Origin of the sequence: Rhodobacter capsulatus (genome assembly GCF_005144475.1) — a bacterium.
Classification (GTDB): Bacteria; Pseudomonadota; Alphaproteobacteria; order Rhodobacterales; family Rhodobacteraceae; genus Rhodobacter; species Rhodobacter capsulatus_C.
On record NZ_SWJZ01000008.1, the window covers coordinates 284653 to 297594 of the forward strand.

Consider the following 12942-nt stretch of genomic DNA (forward strand, 5'->3'; position numbering starts at 1 on the left):
CCGCCCTCATGCCCAGTTGCCCTTCGACATCAGCCCCAGAATTTCCAGCTGCCGCCAGTTGATATATTTCTCCGACCATTTGGTCCACAGATCGGGCTCTGTCTCCAGCCGGGCACTGTAGGCCTCGTATTCGCGCGAGCCCGCATAATGTTCGCGGCGTTGCATTTCCTCGGCCACCTTGGCACTCAGCGGTGACAGGAATTTGGCATGCAAAAGGCAGCCCGAGGCCTTTTCGCCCCCCCATTCGTCATAGACCATGTTCAGCCCGCGCGGCAGGATCATGTGGGTGGAGGAGGCGAAGACATAGCCGCGCTGCCATTTCACCAGCGGGGTCTTGTTCAGCGAGGGCGCCGCGGCGGGATCCTCGGCAAAGAACACCCGCGCCCGCGGCCCGCCCTGAATCCACAGGTTCTGCATCTTGCGATTGCGCGAAATCATGTAGTTGCCGGCATCGAACCAGCTGGCGATCTCGAACGGGTTCTGCCCCTCGCGGTAGGGGACGGCGTCGATCGGCCCCTTGGGATACATGTCGAGCAGCATCGCCGGGAAGCTGCGCAGGTGATAGGTGTCGAGCCAGTCGGTCAGCGCGTCGATCGGCCGGGTGTCGCAGAACGGATAGACGAAGAATTCGTCCGGATCGACGGTCAGCGTCCAGTGCCCGGTGCCATATTTGCGCAACAGGTGGTTGAGCCAGTCGATGCCGAAAGCGGCGGCCTTGTAGGAGGCTTTCGTCGTCCAGACCGAGCAATCGGGCTGCCCCGCCAGATAGTCGCGCGTGCCATCGGTGCTGTCATTGTCGACGAAGATGAAATGACCCACCCGCATGTCGCGGTAATAGCGCAGGAAATAGGGCAGCCGGATACGCTCGTTGCGCAGGGTGCAAAAGACGATGACATCGCGGGCGCCGATCTTCGCGGTGCGGTCCGCGACGGGCTTCAGCTGGCGGCGCTTGCGGAATGCGCGCCATTGGCGCTGACGCCGCTCCCGTCGAAGCCTGATCGCCTGTCTCAGTCCCAAACTGCCCTCGTCCCGTGCCGTGCGGCCCCTTCCTAGCGTATCCCGCTTGCGACAGGGTTAATTCCTGCCCGTTTCCGCGCGGGCGAGCATAGGCGGAACCGCGCAGCAGGTAAACCTTTGGTTCTTCTGCAGATCCGATCCGCCCTAAAGCCAGCCGCCGCGCGACATCAGCCCCAGCGCCTCGAGCTGACGCCAGCCGGTGAGCCGTCGCGATTGCGGTGTCCAGAAATCGGGCGAGGCCATCAGGCTGTCGTAATAGCTGTCGAAAATCTCGGGGCGGCCGAAATGCTCGCGCCGGTCTTTCTCCTCGGCGGCCTTGCGCACCACCTCGGGCAGGAATTTCGTGTGCAGAAGCAGCCCCGAAATCGCCTCGCCGCCCATCCGGTCATAGACCTCGTTCAGCCGCGGCGGCAGGATCGCATGGGTGGAATTGAGATAGACCCAGCGCCGGTTCCAGCGCACGAGCGGGATCTTGGACAGCGTCGGCGCATGCCGGGGACGGTCGGCAAAGAACATCCGCGCCCGCGGACCGCCTTGAATCCACAGCGCTTTCGTGCGCTCTTGCCGGGTGATCGTGTAATTCCCCGCATCGAACCAGTGCAGGATCCGCAAGGGATCGTCGCCCGGAAGGTAGCTTTGCGCCTGCACCGGGCCCTTGGGGTAAAGTTCCAGCATCATCGCCGGAAAGACCCTCTGCCCCGAGCGATCCAGCCAGTCGGTCAAGGTCGCAAGCGGGCGGGTGTCATGATGCGGATAGATCAGCAATTCATCGGCATCGACGGTCAGGCACCAGTGGTCATGGCCGTGGCGGAACATCAGCCAGGTCAGCCAATCCAGCCCGAAGCGATGCAGCCGATAGCTGGAGCCGGTCTGCCACAGCGAGACATCCGGCTGGGCCGCCAGCAGATCGGGGCTGCCGTCGGTGCTTTTATTGTCCACGATCAGGAAATGATCGACGCCCAGCCGGCGGTAGTGATCGAGGAAATGCGGCAGCCGCTGCGCCTCGTTGCGGACCGTGGCGAAAAGCAGGATGTCACCCCGCCGGATCGCCCGCGTGCGATCCTGCAGCGCGGTCAGACGGCGGCGGCGGCGCAGCGCGCGCGCCAGCAGATAGCGGCGTCTCAGCCGCCAGCGATAGGCCTGCCACAGCTTTGACCAAAGCGCCATCTTGCCCCCATTCGGGGGTTATCTTTCATAATGTCCGCTTTGATGCCAGCGCCATGCATCGGCGATCATCGTCGTCAGGTCGCTGCGTTTCGGCGCCCAACCCAGATCGCGGATCGCCTTGGTCGAGCCCGAGACCAGCACCGCGGCATCGCCCGGACGGCGGTCGCCTTCGACGATCGGCACCGCGCGGTTGGTCACGGCCTTCGATTGCGCGATCACCTCGCGCACCGAAAAGCCGGTGCCGGAGCCCAGACAGAACACCTCCGAGCCCTTGCCCGCCTGCAGCCATTGCAGCCCCAGCACATGGGCATCGACCAGATCGGAGACATGGACGTAATCGCGAATGCAGGTGCCGTCGGCGGTCGGGTAATCCGAGCCGAAGACCGTCAGCGCCGGGCGCTTGCCGTCGATCGCATCCAGCATCAAGGGCACCAGATGCGTTTCGGGCCGGTGGAATTCGCCCACCTCGCCCTCGGGATCGGCGCCCGCGACGTTGAAATAGCGGAAGATCACCGAGCGCAGGCCGTGGCTGGCCCCGAAATCGCGCAGGATCATCTCGATCGCCTGTTTCGAGCCGCCATAGGCGTTGATCGGCGCCTGGGTCGTGGTCTCGTTCAGCACCACCCCGTCCTGATCGCCATAGGTGGCGCAGGTCGAGGAAAAGACGAAATCAAGGCAGCCCGCGGCGCAGGCCGCCTCGATCAGGGTCAGCGACGACAGCACGTTGTGGCGCCAGTACAGCCCGGGGTTCTTCATCGACTCGCCGACAAGGCTGAGGGCGGCGAAATGCATCACCGCCACCGGCTGCCAGCGCGCGAAGACCGCATCCAGCCGCGCCCGGTCGGACAGATCGCCCTCTTCGAGCGGGCCGAACTTGACCGCGTCGCGCCAGCCGGTGACGAAGCTGTCGTAGGTCACCGGCACATAGCCCGCCTTGGCCAGCGCCTTGCAGGCATGGGAGCCGATATACCCGGCCCCCCCCGTCACCAGAACATGCTGCGCCATCCGTTATTGCGCCGCCGTCCGCATCGCCATCACATCGCCAAGGAAATCGGCGAATTCGTCGCGCAGATCCTCGCGCGCCAGACCAAAGGCCACCGTCGCCTGCAGGAACCCGGCCTTGGAGCCGCAGTCATAGCGCTGACCGCGGAAGCGGAAGCCATAGACCGGCTGCCCGGCCTCGATCTCCTCGGCGATGGCGTCGGTGAGCTGGATTTCCCCGCCCGCGCCCTCTTTCTTCTTGTTCAGGTTCTGCATCACCCGCGGCGTCAGGATGTAACGGCCGATCACCGCCAGGTTCGAGGGCGCCACATCGGGGGCGGGCTTCTCGATCATGCCCTTGACCTTGACCAGCGAGCCCATGTCCTCGGCGATGTCCAGAACGCCATAGGACGAGGTTTTTTCATGCGGCACTTCCATCGCCGCGACGACGTTGCCGCCGGTCTCGTTATAGGCTTCCATCATCTGCTGCAGACAGGGTTTTTCCGCGGCGATGACGTCATCGGTCAGGATCACGGCAAAGGGCTCGTTGCCGACCAGACGGCGGGCACACCAGACGGCATGACCGAGCCCCATCGGCCGGTTCTGCCGCACATAGGCGATGGCGCCCGAGTCCATGTTCGTGGCCTTCAGCGCCTCGAGCAGCTCGGTCTTGCCCTTCTTGCGCAGCGAGGTTTCCAGTTCCGGCGCGTCGTCGAAGTAATCCTCCAGCGCCGATTTCCCCCGCGAGGTGACGAAGATGAATTCCTTGATCCCGGCGGCCCGGGCCTCGTCGATCGCATATTGAATGAGCGGGCGGTCGACCAGCGTCAGGATCTCTTTCGGGATCGACTTGGTGGCCGGAAGGAAGCGTGTGCCGAGGCCAGCGACCGGAAAAATCGCTTTCGTGACCTTGCGTTTCATAATGCACCTTTGTGTGTGTGGGCTGCTCGCGTCTCAGTTGGGGGCATAATCCACCGTTTTGAAGACCTGCTCAAGCTTCGCCTGTGCAGAAGTTAACCGCCCGCCGGAAAAAGCAGGCGGTTTTTCGCCGCTGCGGAAACAACTTTCACGGCGCCGCGATGAATGTATCAGTCCTGCCCCATCGCGGCCATCATCGCCTCGATCTTCGGCACGTCCGAGGGGTTGTTCAGCTCCCAGAACTGCCGCCCGCGCGATTCGACCTCGACGCAAAGCACAGAGCGGCCGTTTTCCAAAAACCGCAGCTGTTCGAGCCCTTCGAGCGTTTCGAGCGGACCGACCGGCCAGCCGGAATAGGCCGCCAGCGTCTCGGGGCGATAGGCATAGACGCCGACGTGATGAAAGACCGGGGTCGGTTCCGCGGCGACATAGCTCTTGCCGGTGAAGGGGATCACTTCCTTGGAGAAATAGATCCCCCGGTTGCCCGCGCCGAAAACCGCGGTGGTGCCTCCGACGCGGTCGTTGCGGCGGTCCTCGATCAGCCCGGCCAGCATCGCGCCTTCGCAGCGCAGGACCGGCGTGGCCAGTTCCGCCCAGGGGTTGGCGATCAGCCCCGCCACCAGATCCTCGACGAACCAGGCGGGGGTCAGCGGCGCATCGCCCTGCAGGTTCACCACGATGTCATGGCCGCCGCCCAGATTGGCACAGGCCTCGGCCACCCGTTCCGTGCCATTGGCGCAGGCCGACGAGGTCATCACCACCTCGGCGCCGAAGCTTTCGGCCTCGGCACGGATGCGGTCATCGTCGGTCGCCACCACGACGCGGGCCACGCCCTGCACCGCCTGCGCGGCCTCCCAGCTGCGCCGGATCAGCGTCTTGGCGACCCCGTTGGCGCCGGTCAGCGTGACCAGCGGTTTGCCCGGATAGCGGCTCGAGGCGTAACGGGCGGGGATGACGACCAGAACCGACATCACTTCACCAGCATCACGCCGGGGGCATAGGCGATGAAGAACGGGTTGGCGAACCCGTCCTTGCCATAGGTGAAGGGGCCGTGATCGTCGAAGCGCACCATCTCGCCACCGGCCCCGCGCAAGACGGCATCGCCCGCGGCGGTGTCCCATTCCATCGTCCGGCCCAGACGCGGATAAAGATCGGCCTCGCCCGTCGCCACCAGACAGAATTTCAGCGACGAGCCCGCCGAGGTCATGTCGGCCACCGCATAACGGGCGATATAGTCGTCGGTCGCCTGATCGCGGTGCGATTTCGACGCCACCACCATCAGCGCCCGGTTGTCGGGCACAGACACGGTGATCGGCTTCTGCTCGCCCACGGTTTCCTTGTCGAAGGCGCCCAGCTCCTCGACCGAACGGCCATCGGCCAGCGTATAGAACAGCCGCCCCTTGGCGGGCGCATAGACCACGCCGCGCAAGGGCACGCCGTTTTCGACATAGGCGATGTTCACGGTGAAATCGCCACGGCGCTGCACGAATTCCTTGGTGCCATCCAGCGGATCGACGATCAGGAAGGTCTTGACGCTTTGCGCGTGGCTCGCCGCCTGTTCCTCGGTCACCAGCGCGATCTGCGGAAAGGCCTCGGCCAGCCCTTCGGAGATCAGCGCATCGGCGGCTTCGTCGGCCTCGGTCACCGGCGAGGCATCGGCTTTCGTCTTCACCGCGAAATCGGGAGAATCATAGATCTGCATGATCCGGTCGCCCGCCTCCAGCGCCAGTCGGCGCATCACGCTCACAAGACGGTCAAAGTCCATCACTCTCTCCTGTCGGCCGCATTTCGGCCAGATTGCCATGCGATTTCGTTATCTTTATGATCGGCCCTCAACGGAACGGCAAGTTTTCCGGGGCATAAATCGCAGAGTTCCCCACGGCAGAGCCATGTTCAAAGCAGAACGCACGACCAGCGCCCTCGGATCGACCTTCAACCTGCTGGAGCTGGTCTATCACTCCACGGTGCGGGCAATCCGCAAATCGCAGGGCAATGCGATCCTTGGCCTGTTGCAGAACATGTTCCAGACCGTGATGCTCGTGGCGACGTTTTACCTGATGTACACGATCCTCGGCATGCGCGGCAGCGCCGTGCGCGGCGATTTCATGCTTTACATCATGTCGGGCATTTTCCTTTACATGACCTATACCAAGGCGATGTCGGCGGTCTTCGGCTCCGAAGGCGCGTCCTCGGCGATGATGAAACACGGGCCGATGACCACCGCGATCGCGATCTCGGCGGCGGCGCTGGGCGCGCTTTACACGCAGATGCTGTCGATGCTGGTGGTGCTTTACCTGTATCACGCCGCGATCAAGCCGATCGAGATCCATGACTGGTCCGGCGCGATGGGGATGGTGATGCTGGGCTGGTTCTCGGGGGTGGCGCTGGGCATGGTGTTTCTGGCGGCCAAACCCTGGAACCCGCAGCTGGTGGGGATGATCCAGCAGATCTATGGCCGGGTGAACATGATCGCTTCGGGCAAGATGTTCCTGGCCAATACGCTGCCGCACAAGATGCTGGTGATGTTCAGCTGGAACCCGCTGTTTCACATCATCGATCAGGCGCGCGGCTACACCTTCATCAACTACAACCCGCATTTCTCGAACTGGGAATATGCGCTGAACGTCGCGCTGGCGCTTTTGGCGATCGGGCTGATGGGCGAGTTCTACACAAGGCAATATGCCTCGGCGAGCTGGGCCGCCAAGCAATGATCCGTCAGGGCTTGCGGATCGTGTCGCCGAACTGGATGACCGGCTGCAGCTCGACGACCTCGCTTTCGGCGCTGGCGGTGCCGGACTGCCGCGCGACGATCTCCGCCGCCTTGCGCCCGATCTCGCGCCGACAGGCGTCCATCGTCGCCAGCCGCCGCGGCAGACCCTCCAGCAGCTCGACGCCGTTGAACCCGGCCAGACCCAGCTTGCCCGGCACGTCAAAGCCCTTTTCAAGACAGTAAAGCAGCCCGCCCGCGCCGATCATGTCGTTCGAATAATACAGGAAATCGATGTCCGGGCTGCGTGCCAGCATCGCCCCGGTCATCTCGCGCCCCTTCAGAAGTGCCGAGCCGCCGGAATAGAATTCGGTGTCATGCAGCACGATCCCCGCCTGCGCCAGCCCTTCGGAAAAGCCTTCCAGCCGTTTGCGGGCGCGATGATCCTCGGGCATCTTGGTGCCCAGAAAGCCGATCTTGCGATAGCCCGCGGCGGTGATCGCCTGCGCCATCTGCAGCCCGGCCCGCCGATGCGAGATGCCGACGACGGAATCGACGCCCTCGCCATCGACATCCATGATCTCGACCACCGGCACCCCGGCATTCTGCAGCATCGCCCGCGCCGTCGCGGTATGTTCCAGCCCCGCGATGATCACCCCCGAGGGCCGCCAGGACAGCATCTCGTAAAGGACCGTCTCCTCCTTTTCGGGGGAATAATCGGTGACGCCGACGACGGGCTGCAGCCCGGTATCCTCCAGCTCGGTCGAGATGCCCGAGAGCACCTCGGGAAAGACCAGGTTCGACAGCGACGGGATGATCACGCCGACCAGATTGACCCGCTGCGAGGCGAGCGCGCCGGCGATCTTGTTGGGCACATAGCCCAGCGTCCGCGCCGCTTCGAGCACCTTTTCGCGTGTCGCTTCCGACACGTCGCCCCGGTTGCGCAACACGCGGCTGACCGTCATTTCGGAAACCCCCGAGGCCTCGGAGACGTCACGCAGGGTCAGGGGACGGCGGGAGTCGGTGGGCGAACGGGCCAAGGCGGGTCCTTTCCGTGGGAACGCTACCAGATAGCGTCAAACATTTCGCTTGTGCAAGTCGAAGCGCATCCCTATGTTATCGCTAACGGAATGATCCGGATCTGTCCGGTGACGCCCGTTCAACCTCGGCGGCGGTCATCCTTCCTCATCCGCCGGGGGCGCGAAAGGGGGAGCGGTGGGCCAATACGCTCCCCCTTTCCCAATGCAGCAGATCCCGCGCCGTGACCGGATTCCCCGCATGCGCCACACTCACGGCGGGCCGGATGGTCGGAAAAGTCCTGAAAATCTTGGCGACCCCGAGTGGATTCGAACCACCAACCTGCCCCTTAGGAGGGGGCTGCTCTATCCAGTTGAGCCACGGGGTCACACCGGCTTTTTGCGGGCATCGGAACAAAAACGCAAGCTGTCTTCGACGCTGTTCTCGCTTGTGGCGCAGGGTCCGGGCAGGGGCGGCCCGGTGACGAAAGCGAGCCGCGTTGAAATCTTGGCCCTTGCGCCCTATAAAGTCGACGATGACCACCTCCCAGACCCCCCGGACTTCGCAGCCGTGCCCGCGGCTTCATGGCAAATCCGCTGCCCCCTTCCTGCCGATGAGCCGTGCCGAAATGTCGGCGCTTGGCTGGGATGCCTGCGACATCGTCCTTGTCACCGGCGACGCCTATGTCGATCACCCCAGCTTCGGCATGGCGATCATCGGCCGGTTGCTGGAATCACAGGGCTTCCGCGTCGGCATCCTGTCGCAGCCCGACTGGCAGTCGGCCGAGCCGTTCAAGGCGCTGGGCAAGCCGCGGCTGTTCTTTGGCGTCACCGGCGGCAACATGGATTCGATGGTGAACCGCTACACCTCGGACCGGCGCCTGCGCAGCGATGACGCCTATACCGCCGGGGGCGAGGGCGGCAAACGGCCCGACCGATCGACTATCGTCTACACCCAGCGCTGCCGCGAGGCCTTCAAGGACGTGCCGGTAATCCTTGGCGGGATCGAGGCCTCGCTGCGCCGGATCGCCCATTACGATTACTGGTCCGACAAGGTCCGCCGCTCGATCCTCGCCGATGCCAAGGCGGATCTGCTGCTGTACGGCAATGCCGAACGCGCCGTGGTCGAGGTGGCGCAACGGCTGGCGGCGGGCGAAAGCCCCCGCGATCTGGCCGATATCCGCGGTGTCGCGCTGTTCCGCCCGGTGCCCGAAGGTTTCACCGAGCTGCCCGCCGACGATCTGGACAGCGCCGACGAGGGCGCCAGCCGCACCGCGGGCAACACGGTGATCCGGCTGCCCTCCTTCGAGCAGGTCGAGACCGACCGCGAGGCCTATGCCCGCGCCTCGCGCGTGCTGCACCGAGAGGCCAATCCGGGCAATGCCCGCCCGCTGGTGCAGCGGCACGGCGATCGCGATCTGTGGCTCAACCCGCCGCCGATCCCGCTGTCTTCGGCGGAAATGGATGCGGTCTATGACCTGCCCTATGCGCGGGCGCCGCATCCCGCCTATGGCGCGGCGAAGATCCCGGCCTGGGACATGATCAAGACCTCGGTCACGGTGATGCGCGGCTGCTTTGGCGGCTGCACCTTCTGCTCGATCACCGAACATGAAGGCCGGGTGATCCAGAGCCGCTCCGAAGCCTCGATCCTGCGCGAAATCGAGGCGATCCGCGACAAGACCCCGGGCTTTGCCGGGGTCATTTCCGATATCGGCGGGCCGACCGCGAACATGTATCGGATGGCCTGCAAGGATCCGAAGGTGCAGGCCGCCTGCCGCCTGCCGTCCTGCGTCTTTCCCGATATCTGCCCGAACCTCGACACCTCGCATGACGATCTGATCCGGCTTTACCGCAAGGTGCGCGAGGTGAAGGGGGTCAAGAAGGTGATGGTGGCCTCGGGCGTGCGCTATGATCTGGCGGTGAAAAGCCCGGAGTACATCAAGGAGCTGGTGACCCATCACGTTGGCGGTTACCTCAAGATCGCCCCCGAACATACCGAGCAGGGCCCGCTCGAACTGATGATGAAGCCCGGCATCGGCACCTATGACCGGTTCAAGGAGATGTTCGACGCCGCGGCCAAGGCTGCGGGCAAGAAATACTTCCTGATCCCCTATTTCATCGCTGCCCATCCCGGCACCACCGATGAAGACATGCTGAACCTTGCGCTGTGGCTGAAAAAGAACCGCTATCGCGCCGATCAGGTGCAGACCTTCCTGCCCTCGCCGATGGCGACCTCGACCACGATGTATCACACCGGGGTCAACCCGCTGAAAGGGGTGCGGCGCGGCGCCTCGGAGCCGGTCGGCACCGTGCGCGGCACACGGCAGCGGCGGCTGCACAAGGCGTTCCTGCGCTACCACGATCCGGAAAACTGGCCGCTGCTGCGCGACGCGCTGAAAGAGATGGGCCGGGCCGATCTGATCGGCACCGGGGCGCATCATCTGGTGCCCGGGCATCAGCCGCCCGGAACCGGCAAGACGGTTGCGGGCAAAGCCGCGCCCAAACGCAGCTCCTCGCGGCCGGGGCCCGGGGCGAAGACCTTCACCACCAAGGGCGTGCCGTTCCCGAAATTCCCGAAGAAGTGATCCGGGCTCAGGCCTCGTCTTCAGACGGGGCCGGGGCTGCGGCGCGTTGCAGCACGGCGGCAAAGAAGCCGTCGGTGTCATGCCGCGCAGGCGTCAGCGACAGATAATCGGGATGGGCCGAGCCGGTCAGCTGCGGCGCCACCTCGGCCAGCGGCACCACGGAAAACTCGGGATGCGCGGCCAGAAAGGCCGCCACGCGCTCCTCGTTTTCCTCGGCCAGCAGCGAGCAGGTGGCATAGACAAGCCGCCCGCCGGGTTTCACCAGCCGCGCCGCGCTGGCCAGGATCCGCCCCTGCAGCGCCGCAAGATTGTCCACCCCCTGTTCCTGCGGCGAGCGCCAGCGGGCATCGGGGTTGCGCCGCCAGGTGCCGGTACCAGAGCAGGGCGCATCGACCAGAACCCGGTCGAAACTGGCCTTGTGCCGCTTCACCCAACGGTCGGTTTCGCTGCTCAGAAGCCGGGTCTCGGAATTCTGCAGACCGGCCCGCCGCGCGCGCTCGGCGCAGCGTTTCAGCCGCCCCTCGTTGACGTCGCAGGCGATGATCCGGCCCTTGTTGCGCATCTGCGCCGCGATCGCCAGCGTCTTGCCGCCCGCCCCCGCGCAGAAATCCACCACCCGATCCCCGGGCTTGGCATCGACGAGCAGCGCCACCAGCTGCGAGCCCTCGTCCTGAATCTCGATCTCGCCGGTTTTCAGCCCCGGCAGATGCGCCAGCGACAGCCGCGCGCTGACCCGGATGCCGAAGGGCGCCACCGCCGAGATCTCGGCCGGAAGCCCGATCCCGCGCAGCGCCTGCAAGGATTGCTCGCGCGTGGTTTTCAGCGTGTTCACCCGCAGATCCAGCGGCGGCGGGGTCAGCATCGCCGCCATCTCGGTGGCAAAATCTGCGCCAAAGCGGCGTCGCAAGGCCTCGGCGGCCCAATCGGGGCATTCGAGCCGCACGTCTTCGGGCATGGCGGGGTGATCGACCGGGATGCCCTGCAGCTTCACCACCAGCGTCGCTTCCGCCTCGGTCAGGATCGAGGGCGCATATTTCGCGCCGCTGAACAGCCGCTTCAGCTGATCCGGCTTGCGCCGCTCGACCAGCGCCAGAAAGGCCAGCAGCCGGTTGCGATGCGTGTCCTTGCGCCCGTGCCGATCGAGCCACCAGCCCAGCCGTGCCTGATGGCGCAGCAGCTCCTGCAGCTGGGCGATGATCTCGCCGCGGTCGGCATCGCCGATCTGGCGGCGGGCGCGGAACCAGGCCGAGACGATCGCATCGGCGGGACGCGCGACGGTGTCGATCTCGGACATCAACTCAAGGATGGCTTGCAGCCGGGCAGCAGGGGTCACGGGTAAGACGATCCGGTTGAAAGGGCGAGGGGGCTGATCTCGGCGCGCAGCTGCGGCCGGATTCCGGCGGCCTTGCGGCCCCCGGGTTTCTTTACGGCGAAGATCGGGTTTTGAAAACCGCCATTCGTGCCCCCGCCCGGGGCGTTTGCGCCAAGGTGCCCTTCACATCGGGCCCGGGATGCTTACCTGTGCAACACCGCTTTCCCGGATCTGCCAGATGACCGCTGCCCCTGCCTTGTCGCCCCGGACCGTCCGCCTGCCGCGCAGCCGCGCGCGGGTGGCGGCTTTCGTGACCCGGCATCTGACCGGGGCGGGCACGTTGCGGCTGCACCGGGCGGCGCTGGGCCTTGATCTCTTGCGCGCGCCCGCGAATGTCGCTTTGGCGCCGGTGCTGCTGGCCTGTCGCGGCGGCGCCCGGCTGGCGGCCGCCCTGCGGTGGCCCCGGGTGTCGGCCTGGCTTGCGACCCGTCAGGTGCTGCTGCGCACCCGGGTGTCGGCGCAGATCGAGGCGGCGCTTTTGCGCGATCTGTTCGAAGTGCCGCTGCCCGAAACCGACCCCTGCCCGGGCCGTGCCGCGCTGACGGCCGCGCTTTTCGCCGCGCCGGAATTGCGTGCGCCGCTGGCGCAGCACCCGGACGGCGGCAAGGCGGCGGCGCAACGGGTGATGGCGGTCCTGACCGATTACACCGGCACCCGGGCCGCCGTGGCGGAACTGACCACCGCGCTGGTGACGATCGCGCTCGGCGCGGTGCTGTTTCAGGCGCTGACGCCGGGGATGTTCTCGATCGCGCCGGGACTGGCCGAGGCGGTGTCGCGCGAAACCGCCGTGGCCGGGTTTCCGCTGGGCGAGACCCTGGGCGGGCTTTGGTACGGGCTGTTTCCGACCGCGCCGGGGCCGTGGTTGACGGCGCTGACGCTGGTCGGGCTGATGTCGGTCAGCGGTCTTGTCACCGCCTTTGCGGGCTGTCTGGCCGATCCGGTGCAGGCATGGCTTGGCCTGCATCGCCGCCGCCTGCTGCGCCTGATCGACACGGTCGAGGCCGAGCTGTCCGGCGCGCAGGACCGCCCCTTTGCGACGCGCGAACATTACCTTGTGCGGGTCTTCGATCTTTGGGATGCGGCGCTGTCGCTGTTGCGCGCCCTGCGAACCTGAGCCCGGCCTTCTCCGACAGCAAACGCCGACGGAGGTCCGTCGGCGCTGTCTTTTCGGGGGGGGGG

The 12942-nt window shown here is 65.6% G+C and carries 11 protein-coding genes and 1 tRNA gene; 3 read left to right on the plus strand and 9 right to left on the minus strand.

The features are described 5' to 3' along the window. Positions 1-6: 6 nt before the first annotated feature. The 6 genes from FBT96_RS02610 to cysQ all read right to left on the minus strand — a co-directional run bounded on the left by FBT96_RS02610 (position 7) and on the right by cysQ (position 5848). Positions 7-1017: a glycosyltransferase family 2 protein gene (locus FBT96_RS02610; protein ID WP_136904825.1), complete on the minus strand. Its 1011-nt coding sequence runs from the start codon at positions 1015-1017 to the stop codon at positions 7-9. Between the two features lie 144 nt (positions 1018-1161). After that, positions 1162-2184, minus strand: coding sequence for a glycosyltransferase family 2 protein (locus tag FBT96_RS02615; protein WP_136904826.1), 1023 nt, complete (start codon positions 2182-2184; stop codon positions 1162-1164). Positions 2185-2202: 18 nt separating this feature from the next. Further along, positions 2203-3189 (minus strand): UDP-glucose 4-epimerase GalE, encoded by a 987-nt coding sequence (galE, locus tag FBT96_RS02620; protein WP_136904827.1) that lies wholly within the window; start codon positions 3187-3189, stop codon positions 2203-2205. Between the two features lie 3 nt (positions 3190-3192). After that, entirely contained in the window at positions 3193-4086 is an 894-nt protein-coding gene (galU, locus tag FBT96_RS02625; RefSeq protein ID WP_169583134.1) for a UTP--glucose-1-phosphate uridylyltransferase GalU, read from the minus strand. Between the two features lie 167 nt (positions 4087-4253). Next, the gene (locus FBT96_RS02630) at positions 4254-5054 is read right to left on the minus strand and encodes a 3-deoxy-manno-octulosonate cytidylyltransferase (RefSeq protein ID WP_136904829.1); all 801 of its coding nucleotides are present in this window, start codon (positions 5052-5054) and stop codon (positions 4254-4256) included. Further along, on the minus strand, positions 5054-5848 hold the full coding sequence (gene cysQ / locus FBT96_RS02635; RefSeq protein WP_136904830.1) for a 3'(2'),5'-bisphosphate nucleotidase CysQ: 795 nt from the start codon (positions 5846-5848) through the stop codon (positions 5054-5056). The genes FBT96_RS02630 and cysQ overlap by 1 nt, the downstream gene beginning before the upstream one ends. A gap of 124 nt (positions 5849-5972) precedes the next feature. On the opposite strand from cysQ, the gene FBT96_RS02640 reads away from it, so the two are divergent. After that, the gene (locus FBT96_RS02640) at positions 5973-6794 is read left to right on the plus strand and encodes an ABC transporter permease (RefSeq protein ID WP_136904831.1); all 822 of its coding nucleotides are present in this window, start codon (positions 5973-5975) and stop codon (positions 6792-6794) included. Positions 6795-6798: 4 nt separating this feature from the next. Here FBT96_RS02640 and FBT96_RS02645 read toward each other — a convergent pair whose 3' ends face one another. Then, positions 6799-7830: a LacI family DNA-binding transcriptional regulator gene (locus FBT96_RS02645; protein ID WP_136904832.1), complete on the minus strand. Its 1032-nt coding sequence runs from the start codon at positions 7828-7830 to the stop codon at positions 6799-6801. Between the two features lie 288 nt (positions 7831-8118). Then, positions 8119-8195: transfer RNA gene (locus FBT96_RS02650), tRNA-Arg, on the minus strand. Between the two features lie 225 nt (positions 8196-8420). On the opposite strand from FBT96_RS02650, the gene FBT96_RS02655 reads away from it, so the two are divergent. Beyond that, a complete protein-coding gene (locus tag FBT96_RS02655) occupies positions 8421-10391 on the plus strand; it encodes a YgiQ family radical SAM protein (protein WP_249306209.1) in 1971 nt (656 codons plus the stop codon). A 7-nt stretch (positions 10392-10398) separates the two neighbouring features. Here the strand turns inward: FBT96_RS02655 and FBT96_RS02660 are convergent, their stop codons facing one another. Then, positions 10399-11724 (minus strand): RsmB/NOP family class I SAM-dependent RNA methyltransferase, encoded by a 1326-nt coding sequence (locus FBT96_RS02660; protein ID WP_136904834.1) that lies wholly within the window; start codon positions 11722-11724, stop codon positions 10399-10401. A gap of 217 nt (positions 11725-11941) precedes the next feature. Here FBT96_RS02660 and FBT96_RS02665 point away from each other — a divergent pair, with 217 nt between their 5' ends. Then, positions 11942-12877 carry a DUF6635 family protein gene (locus tag FBT96_RS02665; protein ID WP_136904835.1) on the plus strand — a complete coding sequence of 312 codons (936 nt, stop codon included), beginning with the start codon at positions 11942-11944 and terminating at the stop codon, positions 12875-12877. The last annotated feature ends 65 nt before the right edge of the window (positions 12878-12942 follow it).

Excerpts from the sequence above, each read along its gene's own strand:
- FBT96_RS02615 (WP_136904826.1), bottom strand. The coding sequence starts at position 2,184 with ATGGCGCTTTGGTCAAAGCTGTGGCAGGCCTATCGCTGGCGGCTGAGA.
- galE (WP_136904827.1), bottom strand. The coding sequence starts at position 3,189 with ATGGCGCAGCATGTTCTGGTGACGGGGGGGGCCGGGTATATCGGCTCC.
- galU (WP_169583134.1), bottom strand. The coding sequence starts at position 4,086 with ATGAAACGCAAGGTCACGAAAGCGATTTTTCCGGTCGCTGGCCTCGGC.
- FBT96_RS02630 (WP_136904829.1), bottom strand. The coding sequence starts at position 5,054 with ATGTCGGTTCTGGTCGTCATCCCCGCCCGTTACGCCTCGAGCCGCTAT.
- cysQ (WP_136904830.1), bottom strand. The coding sequence starts at position 5,848 with ATGGACTTTGACCGTCTTGTGAGCGTGATGCGCCGACTGGCGCTGGAG.
- FBT96_RS02640 (WP_136904831.1), top strand. The coding sequence starts at position 5,973 with ATGTTCAAAGCAGAACGCACGACCAGCGCCCTCGGATCGACCTTCAAC.
- FBT96_RS02655 (WP_249306209.1), top strand. The coding sequence starts at position 8,421 with ATGAGCCGTGCCGAAATGTCGGCGCTTGGCTGGGATGCCTGCGACATC.
- FBT96_RS02665 (WP_136904835.1), top strand. The coding sequence starts at position 11,942 with ATGACCGCTGCCCCTGCCTTGTCGCCCCGGACCGTCCGCCTGCCGCGC.